Here is a 22,567-nt window from a genome sequence, read left to right as displayed (position 1 = left end):
AGGGAAAAGTGCGCATTTGAACAGGCCGATCTGCGCTTCAACACAGCTTAAAACATCGGTTTCATCAATTATTGCAGACGGTTACTTGACCGCACTCATTAATTTTTTAATCATTGACAAAACATCGTTCCAAACTGTATCTATTAGGCCGTGCGTCGAATATTCCCTGCCAGGGAAAATTCGACGCACAGTCACGATTTTCACTATGACAATCAAAGCATATCCGGCGACAGGCCGTTCGGCAGCTAACGCGAATCGAATGTGCTGAAATAATAAACAAAAAGGGGCCACAGAATGAAAAAACTTACCGACATCGTTTCAGCTTTTACCAAAGGCATCGCGCGCAGCCGCGTTTCCCTTGTCGGGGCCATGGTTGTCACCGCCGTATTTCCTTTTCTCTTTGGAGCTATTCTCTACGACCTCACCGCCCACATCGACAATACCTACATGGCTGCCCTGATCTACATGATCCTGGGACCGGCTTTCATCGGCGGACTGGTCCTGGTTTTCCTCGGTCTGTTCTTCTTCAAAGGAAAAGAAGAGGTACGCCTGTTCACCATGGATTACCTGCGCGACTTTTTTACCGACCCCACCAAGTTCAACAAAATGCGCAAATTGGTCTTTTTTGCAGTCTTCCTTACGGGGGTCAATATTTTCATCATGGGGTTACTTGCTTACCGCGGCTACCATTATATGGAATCAAACGGTTTCTGCGGGCAGTTCTGTCACACGGTAATGAATCCGGAATACACCGCCTATCAGAACTCACCCCACTCTCGGGTCAATTGCGTCGAATGCCATATCGGCTCCGGAGCCACCTGGTTTGTCAAATCGAAGATTTCCGGGGCACGGCAGTTGGCCGCTGTCGCCTTCGGCACCTATCCTAGGCCAATTGAAACGCCTGTACACGGACTTCGCCCGGCCCGTGACACCTGTGAGGAGTGCCATCGTCCCGAGAAATTCCATGGCGACAAGCTTGTCATTCGTGACAAGTTTCTGGACGATGAAGAAAACACGCATGTCCAGAGCGTGCTGCTGATGAAAATCGGGTCGGCCGGCGACCGCACCACCAGTGCCCATGGAATTCACTGGCATGTGGCACCGGAAAACAAGATCATCTACAAAGCGGCAGACTGGCAGCGCACCGTGATCCCCGAGGTCGTTCTCCAGCAGGCGGATGGCACCGAGAAAGTTTTCCGCACCCGGACGGATTCGGAGATTGAACACGCAGATGTGAGAGAGATGGACTGCATCGACTGCCACAACCGCCCGACTCATATTTACCTGCCGCCCGGGCGTGCCATTGACAACAAGATCCTCGAGGGAAAAATCCCTTCTGAAATCCCCTTCATCAAGAAAAAGGCAATGGAAGTTGTGCAGAAAGAATATGCCACCCAGGATGAAGCGAGAACGCGCATTGCCACGGATCTGACCGCCTGGTACAAACAGAATTATCCCGAAATCGGCCGGGACAACCCTGAAAAACTTCAGAAAGCGATTACCGGTATCCAGGAAGCATACAGTGAAAATGTTTTCCCTGAGATGAAAATTGAATGGAATACCTATACCAACCACATCGGCCATACCGAGGATTTCGATTTCTCTATCGGCTGCCTGCGTTGTCACAACGACATGCATGAGACGGAAAGCGGAGAGGTCATCTCGATGGATTGCGACACCTGCCACCTGGTCCTCGCACAGGATGAGGAAGATCCGGAAGTCCTGCGCACTCTGGGCGGCGGTTACTGATCCCCCTGCCCAAACGTCTTCCAGCAACAAAAAACCTCGGCTTTTGTGCCGGGGTTTTTTGTTGCTCCCTGCAAAGAGGGTCAGGATTTCTCTTCCCGATCCGCCTTTTGATTGGCTTGACCGCTCTTCCACAACTCCCTGGCCACGTTTGCATCGACGGATCGAAGGTGCAGATCACGCTGCGGGAAGGGGATCTCAACACCCTCTTCACGGAACCGCCTGTCGATATAACACCCCAGATCACTGCGCACAGTGAACCTGCTTCCGATATCTGAGATCCAGCATCGCAGCTCAAAATCCAGGGAGCTGTTGCCAAAGCCCACAAAGATCGGTGAAGGGGCTGGGTCCTTGAGAATGAGTTCGTGCCTCACCGCCGCCTCCAGCAGGATTTTCAGCACCAGCTCGATATCGCTGCCGTAGGCGACGCCAACCGGCAGCACGACCCGCGAACGGGAGTTTGAGAAAGTCCAGTTGGTCACCTTCTCCGAGATAAACCGGCTGTTGGGAACGATCAGTTCCGATTGGTCGAAGGTCTCGATAATGGTCGAACGAAGTCCAATCTTACCCACCCTGCCCCATTCCCCGTCAAGAACGACAATATCGCCGACTTTGACCGGTCTTTCAAACAGAAGAATCAGGCCACTGACGAAATTGTTGATGATATTCTGCAGTCCGAAGCCGATGCCGATACCGAAAGCGCCTGCAAGGACGGCAAAATTGCGCAGCTCTAGACCTGCTATCCCCATGGCCAGGAGGAATCCTACAAAGACAAGGAAATAGTGCAGGAGCTTCTTGATGGAATCGCTCACTCCGCGGTCAACATTTCGATAGGGGAAAAATTGCGTCTCCAGGGTGGCGCGCAGGATCCATGAGGTCTGTATCGAAAGATAGATCACCAAGGCGGACAACAACACCATGGATAAAGTCAGGTGAACTTCACCCAGGGTCAGGCCCAGGCCGGTGATGTCATCCCAGGTCTGGGCAAAAGAATCATACAGCCCCCACACCGCAAGAAGATTGTAACCGCCGCCGACCCAGACCAGTACCGCAAAAATCCATTTAAGACGGCGCCCCAGTTCCCGGCCGTACCGCTGAATGAAACGAACCCTGGAAAAAACCGGTAGTTCCAGAACAAAATCGATCGCACCCTCGCCAAGGCGCAAGGCCATGGTGGCGCCAATAACCACAAAAACCGAGCGAATGGAAGATTCAAGCAGCCGAATGGCAAGCACACTGTAGCCGCTGATTTGTGCCAGCAGCGTGATCAGAAAAACCAGGGCACCCACCCGCAGGCCAAAGACAAAAAGAGATGATCGCTCCTTCGTCGAGCGTCGGCAGAAGGAGGCCGCCACCAGGCAGAAGGGAAACCCGGCCAGCGCCGCCAGAGTGACTCCCAGGCGAAGAAGCGGCAGCGGCAGGTTGATCAGCTGCACCCCCATCAACCCCACCAGCATGCCTGCCAGCAGAAAGACGATCAGCCGCTTCAAGGGATGACGCACAATACCAGCAATCAAAACGGTCGCTGAAAAAACAGCCAGCGTGGAAAGAACAAGACGCCAGGCGGCGGGCACCGTAGAATACAGGGGCCCAAGAAATGCCATGGCAACAAAGATTCCAGTGGCCCAGGGGTGGTCAAGCAGAAAGCGCCACTCTGCGGTCCCCTCCCCGAGACGGCGATAGCGGCGAATGAAACCGGCCACAACAAAAACCGAGACGGCCTGCAGCAAAGAGACCCATCCCTGGGTGGAAAAAAACCCCGTGTCAAATCGCAAAGCCTGCCGGAGGCCCTGCTGGATCTCTTGGACCAGGGTCGGTTCAAATTGTCGATAAAATTCGGGACTGAGAAGAGAATGGCCGGTTTTTTTAAACGTCTGTCCCCGAACTTCCTTCAAGGCCGACTCGATACGCCCGATCAAGGCTTGGTGTTCATTGAGCAGACGCGAGAGTTCCTCCTGCACCACGACCAGCGGCGCCACGGTGTTGGAAATCTGCGACAGAACCTTCCCGATGGTTTGCAGACTCTGGGAAAAAGTTTCCGAGGGGAGATTGCTCTGCTGTGAGGTCAGGTGCTCTTCCCATTGTTGCCAGAACGTGCGCCGAGCCTCCCAGTCGCTGCGCATGCGGTCCAATGCCGCGAGCCTGGTAACGACCTGCGCCATCACCTGATTGAGAGTTGATTGCCCGCTTTTAAGCTGGGAAAGAGTCTCCAGCAAGCGGTCCACATTCCAGCTTTCAGGCTCACCCTGACGGGCGATACGCTCTCGGGTCTGGATCAGGCGCGCCTCAGTCTGCTCCAGGCGCCCCTCCAGATCACCGGTATCTTCATATTGCGACAGGCGCGCGAAGGTTTCCGATGCATGGCCTATCAGCTCGGAGGCTTCTACCGCAACCCTGGCCAAGCCGGGGAACTTTTTATCTGCTGACGTGTATTCACTCGGAGCGGCCTCCTGAGCGAAACCCAATCCAAAACTCGATCCAAAAAAAATCACGAACAGCAATAGAATAAGGTGGCGTTTTATCATCAGTGTCAAAGCTCCGGCAAAATGGATGTCTTGATTTGCTGTAATGTCATGCTTAACTTTACCTTGTGCGATGAGGATATGGGCAACAAGTTTCGATCGAGGCAACACGCGCCTCAGGGAAAATCAGTTGACGCCGCCTGCCAACACCCATAAACTTTCAGCTTTTCATTTCTTTTTCAGGAATTCCACCATGATTCGTTTGCGGGCTCTTTTTTTCGTTACCGGCTTTTTTCTATGCATAGCGGGCACCGGCTGGGGGGAGCAAAACAAAAAACTCTCCGTTTTTACGACCATTGAACCCCAGGCCTATTTGCTTGAAAAGGTGGGTGGTAAGCACCTTGAGGTCAACGTCCTGGTGCAAGCTGGTCAAAACATGCATACGTTTGAACCTGCGCCGCGTCAGTTGACAAAGCTGGCCCGCTCTCAGCTATATTTCACCCTGGGGTTGCCGCTGGAGAAGCCGCTGCTGGACCGTATCTCCTCCGACAAACAGGCCTTCGAAGTCATCGACGCATCAGTCGGTATTGAAAGACGCGCCATCGATGGAGAGGAGGCCCACCACCATGACCATGGCCATACCCATCATGATCAGATCCTGGACGATCCCCACATCTGGCTTGATCCGCAACGGGCACGGAAAATCGCGCAGAATATGGCCGAAGCCCTGATCCTTCGTGATCCAGGCCATGAGGCAGACTATCGTCGGAATCTGCAGAGCCTGGTTGAAGAGCTCGACGCCACTCACCGCCAGATCAAGGAAAAGCTGGCGCCCTTCTCCGGCAGCGCTATTCTGGTCTACCATGGGGCTTTCGGCTATTTTACCGATGCCTACGGTTTGCGCCAGATTGCCGTCGAAATCGGCGGGAAGAGCCCCAGCGCCCGTGAGCTGTCACGACTGATCGACGCCGCCCGCCAATACCAGGTGAGGGTGGTATTCGTTCAGCCCCAATTCTCCCGCAGCAGTGCCCGGACCCTGGCCGAAGCCATCAACGGCCGGGTCGCAACCATCGACCCACTTGCGCCCGACTATTGCGACAACCTGAAACGCATGGCAGAGGCCGTGCACAATGCCCTGGCGGATTGAACCTTGACAAGACTCGAAGAAAACAGCGAGCCGGCAATTGAAATTCGCCGGCTTTCCTTTCGCTACCAGGGGCCAACGATTCTGCAGAATGTCTCCCTGACGATACGCAGCGGCGAAATGGTGGCAATCGTCGGCCCCAATGGAGGCGGCAAGACCACTCTGTTGAAATTGATTCTCGGCCTTTTGCGCGCTGAACATGGGGAGGTGCAGGTGTTCGGGCGCCCGCCGCGCAGAAGCTGGGCCCAGATCGGCTATATGCCGCAGCACTCCCATCTCGACCCCGACTTTCCCGTCACCGTGCTGGACACGGTTCTGATGGGACGGCTCGGCCCCACCCACCGCTTCGGCCCCATGGGCCGCAAGGAGCGCGAGCTTGCCATGGAAAAGCTGGAGCAGGTCGGTCTGGTGGATAAAGCTCACCAGCCATTAAACGCACTCTCCGGGGGACAACGCCAGCGGGTGCTCATCGCCCGGGCGCTGGTCACCGAACCGCGGCTTCTGCTCCTCGATGAGCCAACCGCCAATCTCGATCTGAGGGTGGAAAACGAATTTCACCAGCTGCTGCGAAAAATTAACCGCACGCTCACTGTTGCGCTCGTCTCCCACGATCTCGGCTTTGTTTCTCCCCTGGTCGACAGGGTCGTCTGTGTCAATCGCGAAGTCAGGGTGCACCCCACCAGCGAAATCACCGGTGAAGTGATCAGCAAAATCTACGGCGGGGACATGTGCATGGTGCGCCATGACCACGACTGCGCAGGGGGCGCGCCATGCTAGAGTTTTTCGCCGACCTGCGCCAATACAGTTTTCTGCAGCATGCCCTGCTCAGTGCGGTGCTGGCCAGCATCGCCTGCGGCGTGGTGGGCAGCTATGTGGTGGCACGCCGCATTACTTACCTGGCGGGCGGGATCGCCCACTGCGTACTGGGCGGCATGGGCGCGGCTCTCTATCTGCAGAAAGCCCAGGGCTGGAGCTGGCTTCACCCGATCTACGGGGCGCTGTTCGCCGCAATTCTGGCAGCGGTGATTATCGGACTGGTCAGCCTGCACGGGCGTCAGCGCGAAGATACGGCGATCGGTGCCCTGTGGGCGATCGGCATGGCGGTCGGCATTCTGTTTATCTCCCAGACCCCCGGCTACAACGAAGACCTGATGAGCTACCTGTTCGGCAACCTGCTCATGGTTTCAAGCGATCAGCTCCAGTTGATGGTGGTGCTCGACCTGATCGTGGTCGGGCTGGCCGCTCTCTTCTATCATCAATTTCAGGCGGTCTGTTTCGACGAGGAATTTGCACGCCTGCGCGGCATCCCGGTCAATTTTTTCTACCTCCTGTTATTATGCCTGACCGCCCTTACAGTCGTACTGCTGGTCACCGTGGTGGGGATTATCCTGGTGATCGCCCTGCTGACTCTGCCCGTCGCCATTGCCAACCTGTTTGCTCGCTCCCTATGGCAGATCATGATACTGGCCGCCGGTATCAGCATGCTGCTGAGCAGCAGCGGTCTGGCATTAAGCTATTCCCTCGACCTGCCTGCAGGCGCCGTCATCATTCTGCTGACCGGGGCAACCTACCTGATGCTGCTCTCCCTGAGCGCCCTTCTGCTGCGCGGGCGCCGCTGATTCTGCCAGCCTGGGAGCACTTTTTTCGATCAACGCAAGCAATGGCAGGTGATCAGACGCGATGCGGGCAAAACCCTGATCGACCGCATCAAGCTGCATAACCCGTAAAGGGGGCGCGACAAAAATGCGGTCAAGCCCGAACAGGGGATATTTTGCCGGGAAGGTGCGTGGAGAGCGCTGAGAAAGAAATGGCCGCGTCAGCCAGCGTGCCGCTCGCCCCCAGGGAAACCATTCATTGAAGTCACCGGCCAGAACTACCGGATGCTCGGCACGCTCAATCCAGGCCAGCAGTCGGCGAACCTGATGACGCCGCTCACTGGGGCGCAATCCCAGATGGGTCGCCAGAAAGCGGACAGGCCCCAGATCCGTTTCAAGCAGCAGGTCGATCACCCCGCGCGGCTCACGGCCTGAGAAGCTCAGATCATGCAGCTGCTCCCGTAGAATCGGGGTACGCACGAGCACGGCGTTGCCGTAATGACCGTCAGGGCGCATCATCGTTGCCCCGCACACGGGCGACATTTCCGTCGCCTGGGCGAGGAAGTCGAGCTGGCGGCGCTGAGCTTCTCCGCCGAATCTCACGTGGACCTCCTGCAAAGCGACCACATCGGCAGCCAGATCATTGATGACCTGCGCCACCCGCTGCAGATCCTGCTGCCCGTCCCCCCCGACACCCTGGTGGATATTGTAGCTGGCCACCCGGAGTACGCCTTTTTCCGTTTCCGCCTTTTGAGGGGTCATGAGCCCGCTTTTCCCTCTATTTTGCGATCCATTTTGCGCCAGGCGTTCACTGATTTTATTGAGACGCGCCCCGCTGAACTGCCGAAAAGCGTCACGCCCCACCCAACGCCCGACCATAGGTGACAAGGGCACTGAGCAGAGCCCCCAGCAGGGCGTATGTACCTCCCCACCAGGGGCCGAAAGTGAGAATTGTCACGACGATCAGCACCGTTACCGGCAGCAGCGCCAAACCGCCGACGATGTAGATCAGCATCAAAAGAAGCGGTGCAAAGCGGCTCTGCTTCACCCACCCGGCCCATTCGCGCAACTTCTCCAGGTCGAGATAGTCTCCCAGCGGCGTCCAGCGCCAGGCGGCAGCCAAGAGCAGCGCTGCCCCGACCAGTGCAAGCAGGGTACGTATTTTATTCAACCCGACCTTCGTGCTTTCACGGGGGGCGTCGCTGTCGCCGGCGAGGATCTGATCGACCAGATCTTCAAACTGAACCGGCTTTTCCGGGTCCACCAGGGAGCCATCGGGAACCATGCGCTCATAGAAGGGTTCAATCTCCCAATCGAATGGGCGCAGAGAACGCTCCCTGTCGCTGCGCTCATCGATCAGCGAGATCATGCTGTCCCTGCGGCGCAGTTCCCGCTCCACTTCATCGATCTCCATATCCAGGTGCTCGCCCAGCATACGACAGCAGAAACGGCTCACAGAGCGGCGGGCCTCATCGTCCTCGGCGAAAAGGCTCAGGTCGCATTCGGTATCAAACCCCATACTGCGATTGTTGAGGTTGGCGGAGCCGACCCGCACCAGCACATCATCCACCACCAGCACCTTGGCATGCACCTTGATAAACTTCTCTCCCAGGTCGGTGCGTTCAGGGTAGACAATGCGCAGCCGGTGATGCTGGTCCGCTTCACGCAGACGATTGACCTGGCGCTGGGTGAGAACACCCATGGTCGCCTCTTCGAGCCATCCAGTGTGCTGGCGTGACAGCATGATGACGATCTCCGGTCCCTGCTCCCGCTCCAGGGATCTCACAAGAACATCCACCACCTTGGAGGCGGTCAGGTATTGGTTTTCAATATAGATGCGTCGTCGCGCCGCAGCCACGGCATCAACCCACATCTGCCTGACTTCCGTCACTTCGGCCTCATCCTCGTAGGAAGGCTCTGTGCGACTTATGGCGACAGGAACGTCTTTAAATTCGACATCCACCTTCTGCGGCCAGTGATCGGATGTCGGAGAGGAGATTCCCACCGGCTCCCCGCCACCGGCACGCCGCCAGCGTCGGCGCGCCAGTTCGCCCAGGGCCGCGGCCGCTTCGCCGGAAACCATCATCTGTACATCGTGGAAGGGGGGCTGATCCTCTTCATTGTCGTGCCGTTTCGGATCGTGGGGGGCGTGCTGCGGGGTGTCCCAGCGGCCATGCGTCAGATCGATACCTCCGCAGAAGGCAAGGCTGTCGTCAATCACCACCAATTTCTGGTGATGGCAGGCCCCGACGGGATGCCGTGCATCAAGTTTGAACTCGAGTCTTTTATGGGTACTCCAGCCGAGTTTGAAGACCGGCAGGGGCTCGCGGTCCAGCGCGTAGAGCATGGCAAAGTCCCAATCGAGCACATAAATACGCAAATCCCGATGCTTTTTTGCAAGGTTGTTGAGGAAGTCGCCAAGCGGCGGCTCATCCTGCCGGTCGCGGCGCAGCCGGATACGACTGTCGATGTCCCAGCCGATAATGAAGATGCTGTGCCGGGCCTTTTCCAGGGCATCAGCCAGGGCGCTGAAATAGGCTGCTCCATCGACCAGCACTGCGGCCCTGTCGGCCCGGCAGATGCGCCAGCAGTTTTTCCCTTCTTCAAACAGCTCGTTCGCTCGCATGAGTGACCCTTTTTGGTGACATTTTAACAAGCCGGCTGGCTTCGCCGGTGCCTACAAACACAAAACCCCCGCTGGCAACGGGGGCTGTGTGCTCAAAGGTTGAAAGATCCAGCCGGGTTTAATCGAGAACCGGCTTGGGCGTGTTGTCGGTGCTGGGCGGCAGCACAGGATGGGTGACTTCCGGCTGATGGCCTGTCAGAGTTTCGAGAAATTCGGTAATGCGATCAATCTCATCATTGGTGAGGGAGATGCCAAGCTGGGCCGAGCCCATGATCTCAACGGCATCATGCAGACTCCAGACTTTGCCCGAGTGGAAATAAGGTTGCGTAATCGCTACGTTGCGCAGGGAGGGGGAGCGAAATACATATTTATCGGCCGCGGTGTTTGTGACCTGGTACCGCCCCGTGTCGTCTTCTGACATGACATCGGCACCGGGCTTTTCAACCACGCCGAAGGGAAAGTAATTCGACCCGCCGATGTTCACGCCGTTGTGGCAAGCGGCGCACCCCTTGTCCATAAATGCTTTAAGGCCCTGTTTCTGGTTGTCGTCAAGGGCGGCCTCGTCGCCTTTAAGGTATTGGTCCAAAGGTGAATCAGGCGTCAGCAGAGTCGCTTCGAAAACTTCTATTGCTTTGGCCATGTTGTCGAAGGTCAAGGCATTCTCCTCACCGGGGAAAGCCGCCTTGAACGCCTCGCCGTAGGCAGGGATGCTGCTGAGGGTCTTGATCACCTGTTCAGGCGTGTTGTTCATTTCCACCGATGCCTGCACCGGGCCTTTGGCCTGCTCCGCCAGGTCCTTGGCGCGGCCATCCCAGAACTGGGCACGGTTGAAGACAGCGTTGAAGGTCGTCGGGGAGTTGCGCGGCCCTTTCTGCCAGCCGTGGCCTGTTGAAACCTCCTGCAGATCGGCCCCGGCCAGCCCGACGTTGTGACAGGTCTGGCAGCTGATCAACTGGGATTTGGAGAGACGCGGGTCAAAATACAGCATGCGTCCCAGCTCCACCTTCTCCGGCGTAGCCGCATTGCCCTCAATGGCCGGCGGATCCTGGGGAATGGGCTTGAACTGTCCTTGCGCGCGCTTCATCAGATCATCGGCGGCAACAGCCATGCCGGCACTTATAAGAATAAAAATTGCTGCAAAAGCTGTCTTTCGAAACATAGGATTTTCCTCCCGGTTCCAATCATGGAATAGCGTTTTCGATTTATTTTGTTATTCCCAGTTTTTCCATCTCCTCTTCCACCTCTTCGCTGCCCTGGTCGTAGAATTTCTGTTCCTCGGGATCAAGATGGTGGAGGAGGCGCAGAAACTCACCGACATGCTCGCGCTCTTCGTTGGCGATATCGACGAGAACCTCTTTTGCGAGACGATCATCGATCGATTCGGCCAGCTGCATGTAGAGCTGGATCGCTTCGTATTCCGCTGCGATATTGTAGCGAATGGCGCGAATGAGCTCTTCCTTGGTCAACCGGCGATCACACTTGTTTCCGGAAAAAGGATTTGCAAATTCAGGCACAAAGTAGGGTCCTTTCTCTAAAGAGTGGTCTCTTTTCTCAGGAAAGTACGACACAGAAACTTTTAGCGTAAAGCCGGCCATTGTCAAGAAGCCCAGGCTGACCTCACAGCGAAAAAAACTGCTGCGCCACAAAGTCTTCTACGAGACACTGCGCTGGGAGGTCAACAGCATCAACGGTCGGGAGCGTGATCTCTACGACGACCTGAAACCGGTATATCCTGTCAGCCGCGACCGATACGGTCGGGTCACCGGCACCATGCGCCTTCTGCCGACCACCGGCCCCTACATGCTCGCGGATGTTTTCCCGCAGCTGCTGCGCGGTGAGGATCCGCCCAGGGCTGAACATATCTGGGAAATCAGCCGCTTTGCAGTCTTGTCCCCCGATGACCCCAACCGCGAACGCGCCCAGGCACAACTCAACTCCGACACTTTTCACCTGCTGCGCTGCGCCACCCGCTTTGCACGGCAGTAGCAGATAGAGATGTACGTCATTGCAAGAGCGGTCATCGGCCTGGCACGCAACCTTGAGCTGAGCGTTACCGCCGAGGGGGTTGAAACGCGGGAACAATTGGATTTTTCAGGAGAATGCGACTGTCAGGGAGTGCAGGGATTTTACTTCGCTCCCCCCATGGGAGTAAGCGATTTCAATGCGTGGCACCCGATAGAGGGGGGAAGGCAGTAGAGGGCTGAATTCAGTACGGAAAACGCCGCATCAGGGGAGGCATTTGGCGCAGCGGGCACGGAACAGGGTCGTGCTCAGGTAACGGTCACCCCGGTCAGGCAGCAGAGTGACCACCACGCCATGATCCAGTTCTGCGGCAACCCGCACAGCACCGGCTACCGCCGCGCCACTCGACATCCCCGCCAGCACCCCTTCGCGCAACGCCAGTTGCCGAGCTGTTTCGAAGGCTTCATCATCGTCGATGGTCAGTTTGCGGTCCAGCGCCCGGGGTCGATAGATCTCGGGGACGATGGCCTCCTGCATGTTCTTGAGCCCCTGCACCTTATGCCCCAGCACCGGTTCGACACCCACCACCAGCACTTCCGGATTGCGCTCGCGCAGAAAAGCACCGACCCCCATCAGTGTGCCGGAGGTACCCATACCGGCCACAAAGGCATCGACCCGGCCATCGGTCTGCTGCCAGATTTCGGGACCGGTGGTCTCGTAATGAGCCAGGACATTATTGGGATTGGCGTATTGATTTGGCATGTAATAGCGCTCAGGATCCTCCTGGAAAATCTGGTGCGCCAGACGGATAGCACCGTCGGTTCCTTCGTCAGGCGGCGAGAGGACCAGTTCCGCCCCGTATGCTTCAAGAATCTGGCGACGCTCCAGACTCACGCAGGCCGGCATCACCAGCTTGATCCGGTACTGTCGTGCCGCTGCAATCATGGCCAGGGCGATGCCCGTGTTGCCGGAGGTCGGCTCAAGAATGATCTTCTCCCGCACCAGGTCTCCGCTTTCTTCGGCCTTCTTGATCATATACCAGGCCGGTCGGTCCTTGACCGATCCCCCCGGGTTGCCGCCTTCGAGTTTGGCAAGAATGCGCACGCCGGGGTTGGGGCTGAGGTGTTCGAGGGCCACCAGCGGGGTGTTGCCGATGGCGGCACAGAGGTTGTTGTCGGTCCTGGGCGTCAAGTCGGATGAAACCATGGGGAAATCCCGCGTGAAAAAATGTTTACAGGTTCAAAGAGAAAATCTAGAAAAGGCCGTGCAACGGGCCGCCGGAGGCGGCCAGCTCCTCTACGCGCCGCACCGCTGCCGGGTCCTCCTCCAGCGCTGGAGGGTGGAAATTCTTGGCCCGCGCATCGATGACCAGCGCCCCGCGGCAGCCCCAGTGACGGGCTTCGCTAAAGGCACTGATGCCGTGGACGTCTGTGGCCGGGTTGCTGCGCGTGAACACCGTCCACAGAAAATTGTTCAGCTGGCACGCCACCTGCTCGCTGTCATCCACCACCACAACAAGGGGGAAGCGGTTTATGGCCGCCTGCGTGTCGAAATAGGCGCAGAAGGTCTCCATATCGGCGGCAGATTCTCCGCGTTTCCCGACATGGGGCGGACCCTGAACCGCCAGCACTCCCGGCAGGACGACCCTGGGAGCACTGAATCCAGCCGGCAGAGCCAGGTCGGAGGCGATCTCTCTCGGCAGGGTGCGCCGTGGTTCGCCGGCAGCCGCCATCACCACCTTGGAGCCGGCATTGAGGCCGTGTCCGCTGTAATCAAGGGTGTCGATCGTTGTCCGGGTCTGGAAGTGCAGGTCGCGCCGCCAGTCGATACGTTCCAGCACATGCTGAATAAAGGCCTCGATATCATGGATGTCCAGTCCTGGCGCATCTTCACGGGCTGCGATCAGCAGATACTTGGCCAGCGACAGCTGCCCCTGCCCCAAGACCGCATTGGCCTGCGTCAGCAGCTCCATCGGTTCACGCTTTTCGGCATAGGGAACATAGCGCTCGCTGCCCAGCGCCAGCAGCAGAGGGTGAACGCCCGCGGCATCCACGGCATGCACGGCATGAATGCCCGGCAGCACATCGGGGATCAGCGGACCGGTCAGTTCATGAATGAATGCGCCGAAGGTGGTATCTTCCTGCGGCGGGCGCCCCACCGTGGTAAAGGGCCAGATGGCCTCCGGGCGGTGATGAACCGCTTCCACCTGCAGGACGGGGAAATCGTGCGCCAGGCTGTAATATCCAAGGTGATCTCCGAAGGGCCCTTCGGGAAGCGTGCGCCGGGGATCGATCGTCCCCGAAATGACGAAATCGGCCTCCGCCGGCATGGGCAGGCCGTTGGCCGCCGGCACCAGCGAGATCCGGCGGCCGCCGAGCAGGCCGGCAAACGCCAGCTCCGGCATCCCTTCCGGCAGCGGCATCACCGCCGCCACGTTGAGGCTGGGCGGCCCGCCGACAAAAACATTGACCCGCAGCGCTTCGCCGCGCCGCAATGCCTCGGAATGGTGAACACCGATGCCGCGGTGAATCTGGTAATGCAAACCCGCCTCCAGGTCGGGCTGGTAGCGGTTGCCGGAAATCTGCACCCGGTACATGCCGAGGTTGCCATGACGCCAGCCGGGGCGTTCGGGATCTTCGGAATAAACCTGGGGCAGGGTAATGAAGGCGCCGCCGTCGAGGGGCCATGACTTGAGCTGCGGCAGACGGCTGAGGCTTGTGCGGTGGGCCAGGATCGGCCCCTTGTCGACGCGCCGCGGCAGCAGATGGGCGGCGCCCAACAGAGCTTTCGGAAGCGTGCCGGGTCTGCGCATCAGTTCGCGCGGATCGAGTTTGAGCCTGACCAGCGTCTCCACATGCGCCAGAGAATCGCGAAACAGGTAGCGGGTGCGCTCCAGGGTGCCGAACAGGTTGCCGAGCAGTGGAAAACCGCTCCCTTTAGCACGGGTAAACAGCAGCGCCGGTCCGCCTTGCGCATAAACTCTGCGCTGAATGATGCCGATCTCCTGGTCGGGATCGACCTCCACTTCAATGCGACGCAAGCGCCCCGTTTTTTCCAGATCCGCGACACATTCCCGCAGATTGCGATAGCCCATGCCGTAACTCCCGGTGTAGTCATATTATCCGCTGTCGACCTCGCGACACAACGGCCTCTTTTTTATACTGCGGGCCGACGCGCAATGCAATGCCGATTACAGCAAAGAGCCTCTTGACTTTTCACCGCGTTATGATTCTTTATTTGTGCATTCAGCTGTAAACGATAAATTCCAACAATCGGTTTTACGGTTTCATCGGCGTCATCAATCACAGGGAGGAAGAGTGACATGAAGGTCACCGATATTCGCACCATCGCCAAGGACATGGGGATCAAAAACGCATCGAAGATGAAAAAAAACGACCTGATCCACAGCATTCAACTCACCGAAGGCAATTCCGACTGCTACGGCATCTCCTGGCGCCACCAGTGCGGCCAGCAGGATTGCCGCTGGCGCCAGGACTGCCTTGCCGAATAAAAACCGGCAGATCCTAACCTACCAGCCGCTGATTCGGTTTCACAGAAAATCGCGATACCGGATCAGCGCATAAAAACACAGCCCACCCCCCACAGCGAGAAGCAGATCCCGCCCCCAGGCAATGGGTTCGCCGAGTCCGGCCTGCCACAGGGGATCGAGCATCGCCGTCATCGAAAATCCCACCGCTCCCAGGGTCAGCAGTTTGCGCATCACGCCCCTCTCCATTCAAATTGACGTCATTTTCGTAGCTGTTGCGGCCAAAGGCTGTTAAAATGCCGTATACATAAATCCAGCCGGAGGACTCTCGATCGATGGCCCGCAAAATCTTCATCGCCGCCACAGGCCAGCATTGCGGCAAAACCACTACCAGCCTCGCCCTTTTGATGCTGGCCCGCGCCCAGGGATTGCGGGTCGGCTTTCTTAAACCCCTTGGTCCAAAACCTATCCACTACGCCGGCCACGACGGCGATCGTGACGCCGCGTTGATCGCCGAACTGTTCGGACAGGCGCAGGAGTTTCCCCTCATGTCGCCGGTGGTTCTACAATCCGATACGACCCGGCGCATCATCGATGGCGAAATGTCCGCCGCCGCATTCGTTCCACGCATCACCGAGGCCTGCGCGGCACTGGAAGACAGGTGCGATCTGCTCATCATCGAGGGAGCCGGCCACGCCGGTGTCGGTTCCGTTGCCGGCCTGTCCAATGCCGACATGGCGCGCCTGCTGGATGCATCGGTGATGATGGTGACCGAAGGCGGCATCGGCCGGGTCGTGGATTCGGTCTGTCTCAATCTGTGCATGTTCCGGGAGCAGGGGGTCAGGGTTCGCTGCGTGGTGGCCAACAAGCTCAATCCGGCCAAGCGCGATCAATCCATTGATTATCTGCAGCGCGGCCTCTCACCATACGACCTGAAAGTTCTGGGCGGCTTCAATTATCAACCGGTGCTGGCCAACCCCACTCTGCGCCGCATCTCCCGCCTGCTGGACCGGTCGCTGCATGGCGATGATAGCCAGGCGGGCCGCATCATCCATCACGTGCAGATCGGCGCCGCCTCAACCTGGCGGGTTGCCGAACTGCTGCAAAACAGCACCCTGCTGATTGTCACCAGCAGTCGCGACGAACTGCTCGTCACCCTGGCCAACCTCTACCAGATGCCGGAGTACCGCGAAAAAATCGTCGGTCTGGTCGTCCCCGGCATCATCCCCGTAAGCCGCATCACCCAGAAGATTCTCGACCACAGCGGCATCCCCTACCTGCGCACCACCGAGCACACCACTGCCGAGCTGCACAACCTCATCACCGAGGATGTGTCAAAAATCACCTCCGAAGACCAGGAAAAGATCGATCTGCTGCAGAAACTGGCGCCTGAGCGCTTCGATCTCAAGGTTCTGCTCGACCTGTTTCCCTGATTCCGGAAAAATTTGACCTGTCAATGTCGACATCGAAAAGACGCGCATGTTCCAACGCCGCCAGCCGCAGACCATCGGCAATGGTGGGATAGGCGTGAACGCATTCCGACAGGTCGCGCACCGTCAGCCCGCAACGCACCGCCAGCGCCGCCTGGTGAATAATGTCGGCCGCGCGCGGCGCAAGAATCTGCGTGCCCAGCAGTCGCCCCGATTCCCGCGCGGCCGTCAGCACGAAACCGCCGCGGCGCCCGCCCATCACATGGGCCTTGGCCACATGGCTCAGGTCGAAGTAACTCTCGTCTGCTTCGATCCCCTCTTCCGCCGCCTGCCGCGCGTTGATCCCCACCGTTGCCAGCTCCGGCTCGACGAATACCGCCATGGGGGAGGTGTGATGGTCGATGCGTCGGCGTGCATCCGGGTCGAGCATGTTGACCACCGCCACCTCTCCTTCCCGCGCGCCGGCCGGTGCAATCAGGGGCGGTCCAGTGACATCGCCGGCGGCCCAGATGTTCTCTGCCGAAGTCCGCATATAGGAATCGACCTGGATGAAGCCGCCGACATTCAGCTCAACGCCGGCTTTGTCCAGGCCGATATCCCGTGTCGCCGGAGCGGTGCCGACCGCCAGCATGAGGCGCTCGGCGGTAAAGCAGCGATCGGCCCCGCCGGAAGCCTCACGCAGGCAGAGCTGGTCGCCGTGACGCTCAATTTCGCGGGCCTCGAATTCAAACTCGAAGGAGACGCCGTCCTGATGCAGCAATTCGGCAAAGGTGCGGGTCAGGCGCCGGTCGAACTCCCGCAGCAGAGTCCGGCCGCGTTCGATGATGGTGACCCGGGTGCCGAAGCGGGCGAACATCTGCCCCATCTCCACCGCGATGACGCCGCCGCCGAGAATCAGCAGAGAGGCGGGCGGCTTTGTCAGATTGAGGGCCGAATAACTGTTGAGATAACCGGCCTCTTCGAGCCCCGGCAGCGCCAGCGTGCGGGGATAGCCGCCGGTCGCGACCAGGAAGCGCTCCGCCGTCAGGATCTCGTCGCCCACCTGCAGGCTGTGCGGGGAAAGAAAGCGCCCGCGCCCGTGCATGATGTCGATCAGCGGGTCGTCATCGAGAGCGCTCTGGTAGTGTTCCTGTCGCACACTGTCCACGGCGCGCTCTTTGCTTTCCAGCAGCCAGCGGCCGTCGGGGACGCGCGGCGGCGCATCGCCGGCCGCTGCGGCAAGGCGCGCGGCCACCGCGTATTCGCTGGCATGGTGAATGAGAGTCTTGCTCGGCACGCATCCCCAGTTGACGCAGGTTCCGCCCAGCCGGCTCTGTTCCACCATCAGCACCCGGGCACCCAGTGAGGACGCCTTGCGCGCGGCGGCAAAGGCACTGGTTCCCGAACCGAGGATGATCATGTCGTAGGATGGATCCATGGTCACTCCAAAAAGGTGAGGAATAAGACGTCGGCCCCAAGAATCAATTCGCGACAGGAAGGCCGCTCCTTATTTGATGGGCGAACCCCGCAGCGCCAGCTCCTGCTTTTCCAGCTGCAGCATGCGGTCGCGCAGCTCGGCGGCCTTTTCAAAGTCTAGATCGGCGGCGGCCGCCAGCATCTCCTTTTTGACCCGCGCGATCTCCCTGGCGATGTCCTGCGGCGAACCGTAGGGGATCTCCTCCTCGGCGGCCAGCGGCAGCTCGCCGTAATCGCCGCGCTCGGCAATGTCCTCCAGGATCGAGCGCAGCGACTTTTTCACCGACTGGGGGGTGATGCCGTGCTCGGCATTATAGGCCAGCTGCGTCTCGCGGCGGCGCCCGGTCTCATCGATGCAGGCCTGCATGGAGCGGGTGATGCGGTCGGCGTACATGATGACGCGCCCGTCGACGTTGCGGGCAGCCCGGCCGCAGGTCTGAATCAGTGAGCGCTCCGAGCGCAGAAACCCTTCCTTGTCGGCATCGAGAATGGCCACCAGCGCCACCTCGGGGATATCGAGCCCCTCGCGCAACAGGTTGATGCCGATCAGCACGTCGAACACCCCTTTGCGCAGGTCGCGGATGATCTCCATGCGCTCTACCGTGTTGATATCCGAGTGCAGGTAGCGCACCTTGATTCCCAATTCTTCAAGATAGCTGGTCAAATCCTCCGCCATGCGTTTGGTGAGGGTGGTGACCAGGATCCGCTGGGCGCTCTCGACGGTGCGACGGATTTCGTGGATCAGGTCATCGACCTGCTGCTGCGCCGGCCGCACTTCGATAGGCGGGTCCACCAGGCCGGTGGGGCGTACAATCTGCTCCACCACCACGCCGTGCGCTTTCTTCAACTCGTAGTCGCCAGGGGTGGCGGAGACATAGACCGTCTGGAACTGGCGCGCCTCGAACTCCTCGAAGGTCAGGGGGCGGTTGTCCAGCGCCGCCGGCAGGCGGAAGCCGTAGTCGACGAGGGTCTGCTTGCGTGAGCGGTCGCCGCGGTACATACCGCCGATCTGCGGAACGGTGACATGGCTTTCGTCGATAAACAGCAGCCCGTCATCGGGGAAGTAGTCGAGCAGGGTGGCAGGCGACGAACCGGGGCTGCGCCCGTCGAGGTAACGCGAATAGTTCTCGATCCCCTGGCAGTAGCCCATCTCCTCCATCATCTCGATATCGAACAGGGTGCGCTGCTCGAGGCGCTGCGCTTCCACCAGCTTGTCCTGCGCCTTCAACTCGGTCAGCCGCAGGCGCAGATCCTCCTGGATCTCCTTGATGGCACGCTCCAGCGTCGGCGGGGTCGCCACGTAGTGGCTGGCGGGGAAGACATGCACCCGCGGCAGGCGGTCGATGATGCGGCCACGCATGGGGTCGATCTCGGCGATCTCTTCGATTTCGTCGCCGAAGAAGGTCACCCGCAGGGCGCGGTCCTCCTCGTAGGCGGGAAAAATCTCCACCACATCGCCCCGCACCCGGAAGGTGCCGCGGTGAAAATCAACATCGTTGCGCTGGTATTGGATCTCCACCAGCCGCTTGAGCAGCGCATTGCGTTCGATCTCGGCCCCTTCGACCAGCTCCACCAGCATGCCGTGATACGCCTCGGGAGAGCCGAGACCGTAGATGCAGGACACCGAGGCGACGATCAGCACGTCGCGGCGGGTCAGCAGCGAGCGGGTGGCGCTGTGGCGCAGCTTGTCGATCTCTTCGTTGATTGCGCTGTCTTTTTCGATGAAGGTGTCGGTGGTGGGAATATAGGCTTCGGGCTGATAGTAATCGTAATAGCTGACGAAATACTCAACCGCATTTTGCGGAAACAACTCCTTGAACTCGCCGTAGAGCTGCGCCGCCAGGGTCTTGTTGGGGGCCATCACCAGGGTCGGGCGGTTGAGGCGGGCGGCCACATTGGCCATGGTGAAGGTCTTGCCGGAGCCGGTGACGCCGAGCAGCACCTGGTGCTGGTCGCCGCGTTCGACCCCGGCCTCAAGCTCGGCGATGGCCGCGGGCTGATCGCCGCGCGGCTCGTATTGGCTGGAAAGAACGAAGCGGGCCATGGACGGCGAATCACCTGACCTTCCAGGTGGTGCCCTGCGGCGTATCGAGCAGTTCAACCCCTTTTTCCGCCAGTTCTTCACGGATCTGGTCGGCGCGGGCGAAATCCTTGTCGCCCCGTGCCTGCAGCCGCTCTTCGATGCGCGCCTGTATATCCTCCTCGCTCAGCCCCAACTCGCTGAGGCCGGCCAGATTGCGCTGCCGCAGCCAGGCGCCCGGGTCGGAGCCGAACAGCCCCAGCACGCCGCCGAGAGACCGCAGCGTATCGCGCAGCGCACGGGCCGCCGCCACCTTGTCGGCCTTCTTGCGGAACTTCTTTTCCCCCAGCAGGCGGTTGAGCGCGCGGGCGCCTTCAAAAAGATGGCCCAGCGCCTGGGCGGTATTGAAATCATCGTCCATCGCCTGACAGAAGGTCTCTGCAAGCTTGGCGCCTTCATCCGAGGATTGTTCTGCCTCGGGGCAGCCCTCCAGCGCCTCATCCGCGGCATGCAGTGCCTCGTAAAAACGGCTCAGCCCGGCGCGCGCCTCCTTGAGGTTCTGGTCGGAGAAATCGATGGGCGAGCGGTAATGGGCGGTGAGGATGAAAAAGCGCACGACTTCCGGATCGTACTTTTTCAGAATGTCGCGGATGGTGAAAAAGTTGCCCAGAGACTTGCTCATCTTCTCCTGGTTGACATTGACGAAACCGTTGTGCAGCCAGTACTTGACGAACGGCTTGCCGGACGCGGCCTCGCTCTGGGCGATCTCATTTTCATGGTGTGGAAAGATCAGGTCCTTGCCGCCGCCGTGGATGTCAAAGGACTCGCCGAGCAGAACCGTGCTCATGGCCGAACACTCGATATGCCAGCCCGGCCGCCCCTGTCCCCAAGGGGAATCCCAGGAGGGCTCCCCAGGCTTGGCGGCCTTCCACAGGGCAAAGTCCATGGGGTTGCGCTTCTTTTCGCCGGGAGCGATGCGGGCGCCGGCCTGCATCTCGTCCAGGCTGCGCTTGGAGAGCTTGAGATAGGTCGGAAAGTTCTCCACCGCGAAATAAACATCGCCGCCCGCTTCGTAGGCGGTTCCCTTGTCGATGAGGCGTTGCACCAGGGCGATGATGTCCCCGATATGCTCAGTGGCGCGCGGCTGGTCGGTGGGCTCCGCGAGACCGAGGGCGGCCATGTCCTCGTCAAAGGCGCGGATATAGCGTTCCGCCAGCTCATGGCTGGAGATCCCCTGCTTGTTGGCGCGCTTGATGATCTTGTCGTCGACGTCGGTATAGTTGCGCACATAGCGCACCTCGTACCCCCGGTAGCGCAGGTAGCGATAGACGACGTCGAACACGATATTGGCGCGGGCATGACCGATGTGGCAGTAGTCGTAAACGGTCACGCCGCACACGTACATCTTCACCCGACCGGGTTCGAGGGGCTGGAACTCTTCCTTGCGGCCGGTCATGGTGTTGAATACGCGAATACTCATGGGTAGAAAAACCTCTCTTCAGGAAAATTTGATCTTGGTTGCAGGTCCGGCATCCATCTGCGCCGATCCGCACCTTTTTCGGAAACCTACCACAAACCGCAGCTGCGGGCCAAGAACCAACCCGTCACTTCTGCTTGAGCAGGCGCCCCAGCGCGCGGGGGATATCATGCAGGGCCAGGGTCTGCTGCACTCCACCCAGGGCAATCGCGGCCTTGGGCATGCCGAACACCACGCAGCTCGCTTCATCCTGGGCCAGCGTCACGGCACCTGCCAGCTTCAGGGCGGCCATCCCCTCGGCGCCGTCGCGTCCCATGCCGGTCAAAAGAAGTGCAACCACATCTTCGGGCTGTTCGTGAGCCAGCCCGGCGAAAAGCACATCGATCGAAGGGCGGCAGCTGTTGACCATCGGTCCGTCGGTCAGAAGGATGCGGCCGTCGCGCAGTTCCATGTGACGATCATGGGGCGCAACGAGGATGTGCCCCGGACGCGGCACATCCCCCTCACGCGCCAAAGAGGCAGGAAACGGCGTCTCCCGATCAAGCCACAGGGCGAACCCCTCGGCAAAACCTGCGGCAATATGCTGCACCACCAGAATAGAAGCCTGGGTGGCGGGGGAGAGATTGCGCAACACGGACAGCACCGTTTTAGGGCCGCCGGTAGAAGCGCCGATCGCCAATACGCTGCGCTGCGCTGGGCTACCAGATATTGCCGCTGCGGTGCGGGGACGCTCCGAAACCAGGCGGCGCACCGGCAGCCGCGCCAGCAGTTTGACCTTTTCCACCAACGCCTCGGCCATGGGTTCGAACACGTCCTTCACCATACCGCGCGGCTTGCTCATGACATCGAGAGCGCCGCAGTCGATGGCGTGAAAGGCGCCGCGAGCATCGTGGGAACGCACGCTGGAGGAGAGAATCAGGATCGGCGTAGGGCGGCGCGCCATGATTTCACGCACCGCGCTGATCCCGTCCATCACCGGCATCACCACATCCATGATCACCAGGTCCGGCTGGCAGCGCAGCACCGCATCAAGGGCCTCACGGCCGTTGCGGGCTTCGGCCACCACTTCGATTTCCGCATCGCGGCGCAGAATGTCCCGCAGCACCACCCGCGTCAACAGGGAGTCGTCGGCGATGACAATTTTGATTTTTTTCACGAAAACA

20 protein-coding genes are annotated in these 22,567 nt (G+C 59.4%); 8 read left to right on the top strand and 12 right to left on the bottom strand.

Going from position 1 to position 22,567, the window contains the following annotated elements:
- Positions 1-294: 294 nt before the first annotated feature.
- On the top strand, positions 295-1,749 hold the full coding sequence (locus GSUB_RS00585; RefSeq protein WP_052464286.1) for a NapC/NirT family cytochrome c: 1,455 nt from the start codon (positions 295-297) through the stop codon (positions 1,747-1,749).
- An 80-nt stretch (positions 1,750-1,829) separates the two neighbouring features.
- Here the strand turns inward: GSUB_RS00585 and GSUB_RS17750 are convergent, their stop codons facing one another.
- The gene (locus tag GSUB_RS17750) at positions 1,830-4,271 is read right to left on the bottom strand and encodes a mechanosensitive ion channel family protein (RefSeq protein WP_052464285.1); all 2,442 of its coding nucleotides are present in this window, start codon (positions 4,269-4,271) and stop codon (positions 1,830-1,832) included.
- 190 nt (positions 4,272-4,461) lie between these two features.
- Between GSUB_RS17750 and GSUB_RS00575 the strand changes: the two genes are divergently transcribed.
- From GSUB_RS00575 to GSUB_RS00565, 3 genes are read left to right on the top strand one after another with little or no spacing between them, the layout of a single operon-like run.
- Positions 4,462-5,355, top strand: a complete 894-nt coding sequence (locus GSUB_RS00575; RefSeq protein WP_040198651.1) for a metal ABC transporter solute-binding protein, Zn/Mn family — start codon at positions 4,462-4,464, stop codon at positions 5,353-5,355.
- A 3-nt stretch (positions 5,356-5,358) separates the two neighbouring features.
- The gene (locus GSUB_RS00570; protein WP_040198649.1) at positions 5,359-6,129 is read left to right on the top strand and encodes a metal ABC transporter ATP-binding protein; all 771 of its coding nucleotides are present in this window, start codon (positions 5,359-5,361) and stop codon (positions 6,127-6,129) included.
- Positions 6,123-6,971 carry a metal ABC transporter permease gene (locus tag GSUB_RS00565; protein WP_040198648.1) on the top strand — a complete coding sequence of 283 codons (849 nt, stop codon included), beginning with the start codon at positions 6,123-6,125 and terminating at the stop codon, positions 6,969-6,971. The genes GSUB_RS00570 and GSUB_RS00565 overlap by 7 nt, the downstream gene beginning before the upstream one ends.
- Here the strand turns inward: GSUB_RS00565 and GSUB_RS00560 are convergent.
- From GSUB_RS00560 to encB, 4 genes are all read right to left on the bottom strand, one after another.
- On the bottom strand, positions 6,861-7,709 hold the full coding sequence (locus GSUB_RS00560) for an endonuclease/exonuclease/phosphatase family protein (protein WP_158414015.1): 849 nt from the start codon (positions 7,707-7,709) through the stop codon (positions 6,861-6,863). The two genes, GSUB_RS00565 and GSUB_RS00560, sit on opposite strands and share 111 nt — an antisense overlap.
- Positions 7,710-7,800: 91 nt before the next feature.
- Positions 7,801-9,573, bottom strand: coding sequence for a phospholipase D-like domain-containing protein (locus tag GSUB_RS00555; RefSeq protein ID WP_052464281.1), 1,773 nt, complete (start codon positions 9,571-9,573; stop codon positions 7,801-7,803).
- Positions 9,574-9,691: 118 nt separating this feature from the next.
- On the bottom strand, positions 9,692-10,732 hold the full coding sequence (locus tag GSUB_RS00550; protein WP_040198647.1) for a cytochrome-c peroxidase: 1,041 nt from the start codon (positions 10,730-10,732) through the stop codon (positions 9,692-9,694).
- Positions 10,733-10,775: 43 nt separating this feature from the next.
- Positions 10,776-11,087 (bottom strand): encapsulin nanocompartment ferritin-likeEncB family encapsulin nanocompartment ferritin-like cargo protein cargo protein, encoded by a 312-nt coding sequence (gene encB / locus GSUB_RS00545; protein WP_040198646.1) that lies wholly within the window; start codon positions 11,085-11,087, stop codon positions 10,776-10,778.
- A gap of 79 nt (positions 11,088-11,166) precedes the next feature.
- Here encB and GSUB_RS18410 point away from each other — a divergent pair, with 79 nt between their 5' ends.
- Positions 11,167-11,559 carry an acyl-homoserine-lactone synthase gene (locus tag GSUB_RS18410; RefSeq protein WP_084211611.1) on the top strand — a complete coding sequence of 131 codons (393 nt, stop codon included), beginning with the start codon at positions 11,167-11,169 and terminating at the stop codon, positions 11,557-11,559.
- A gap of 9 nt (positions 11,560-11,568) precedes the next feature.
- Positions 11,569-11,769 (top strand): EAL domain-containing protein, encoded by a 201-nt coding sequence (locus tag GSUB_RS18405; RefSeq protein WP_084211609.1) that lies wholly within the window; start codon positions 11,569-11,571, stop codon positions 11,767-11,769.
- Between the two features lie 30 nt (positions 11,770-11,799).
- On the opposite strand, the gene GSUB_RS00535 is transcribed toward GSUB_RS18405, so the two are convergent.
- Positions 11,800-12,741, bottom strand: a complete 942-nt coding sequence (locus GSUB_RS00535) for a PLP-dependent cysteine synthase family protein (protein ID WP_052464279.1) — start codon at positions 12,739-12,741, stop codon at positions 11,800-11,802.
- Between the two features lie 46 nt (positions 12,742-12,787).
- The gene (locus GSUB_RS00530) at positions 12,788-14,629 is read right to left on the bottom strand and encodes a UbiD family decarboxylase (protein WP_040198643.1); all 1,842 of its coding nucleotides are present in this window, start codon (positions 14,627-14,629) and stop codon (positions 12,788-12,790) included.
- A 228-nt stretch (positions 14,630-14,857) separates the two neighbouring features.
- Here GSUB_RS00530 and GSUB_RS00525 point away from each other — a divergent pair, with 228 nt between their 5' ends.
- Positions 14,858-15,046, top strand: a complete 189-nt coding sequence (locus GSUB_RS00525) for a Rho termination factor N-terminal domain-containing protein (protein ID WP_040198642.1) — start codon at positions 14,858-14,860, stop codon at positions 15,044-15,046.
- 39 nt (positions 15,047-15,085) lie between these two features.
- On the opposite strand, the gene GSUB_RS19300 is transcribed toward GSUB_RS00525, so the two are convergent.
- Complete coding sequence (locus GSUB_RS19300) at positions 15,086-15,259, bottom strand: hypothetical protein (protein WP_158414014.1); 174 nt, start codon at positions 15,257-15,259, stop codon at positions 15,086-15,088.
- Between the two features lie 98 nt (positions 15,260-15,357).
- Here GSUB_RS19300 and GSUB_RS00520 point away from each other — a divergent pair, with 98 nt between their 5' ends.
- Entirely contained in the window at positions 15,358-16,455 is a 1,098-nt protein-coding gene (locus GSUB_RS00520; RefSeq protein ID WP_040198641.1) for a phosphotransacetylase family protein, read from the top strand.
- Here GSUB_RS00520 and GSUB_RS00515 read toward each other — a convergent pair.
- The 4 genes from GSUB_RS00515 to cheB form a co-directional block, all read right to left on the bottom strand.
- On the bottom strand, positions 16,427-17,869 hold the full coding sequence (locus GSUB_RS00515) for a dihydrolipoyl dehydrogenase family protein (protein ID WP_052464276.1): 1,443 nt from the start codon (positions 17,867-17,869) through the stop codon (positions 16,427-16,429). The genes GSUB_RS00520 and GSUB_RS00515 overlap by 29 nt on opposite strands.
- Positions 17,870-17,938: 69 nt before the next feature.
- Complete coding sequence (gene uvrB / locus GSUB_RS00510; protein WP_040198639.1) at positions 17,939-19,951, bottom strand: excinuclease ABC subunit UvrB; 2,013 nt, start codon at positions 19,949-19,951, stop codon at positions 17,939-17,941.
- 10 nt (positions 19,952-19,961) lie between these two features.
- Entirely contained in the window at positions 19,962-21,407 is a 1,446-nt protein-coding gene (gene cysS, locus GSUB_RS00505; RefSeq protein ID WP_040198638.1) for a cysteine--tRNA ligase, read from the bottom strand.
- A gap of 124 nt (positions 21,408-21,531) precedes the next feature.
- Positions 21,532-22,560: a chemotaxis-specific protein-glutamate methyltransferase CheB gene (cheB, locus tag GSUB_RS00500; RefSeq protein WP_040198637.1), complete on the bottom strand. Its 1,029-nt coding sequence runs from the start codon at positions 22,558-22,560 to the stop codon at positions 21,532-21,534.
- Positions 22,561-22,567: the final 7 nt, after the last annotated feature.

Source organism: Geoalkalibacter subterraneus (assembly GCF_000827125.1).
GTDB classification, from domain to species: Bacteria; Desulfobacterota; Desulfuromonadia; order Desulfuromonadales; family Geoalkalibacteraceae; genus Geoalkalibacter_A; species Geoalkalibacter_A subterraneus.
Note: the sequence above shows the minus strand (reverse complement) of the source record. Positions and strands in the feature narration are given on the sequence as shown.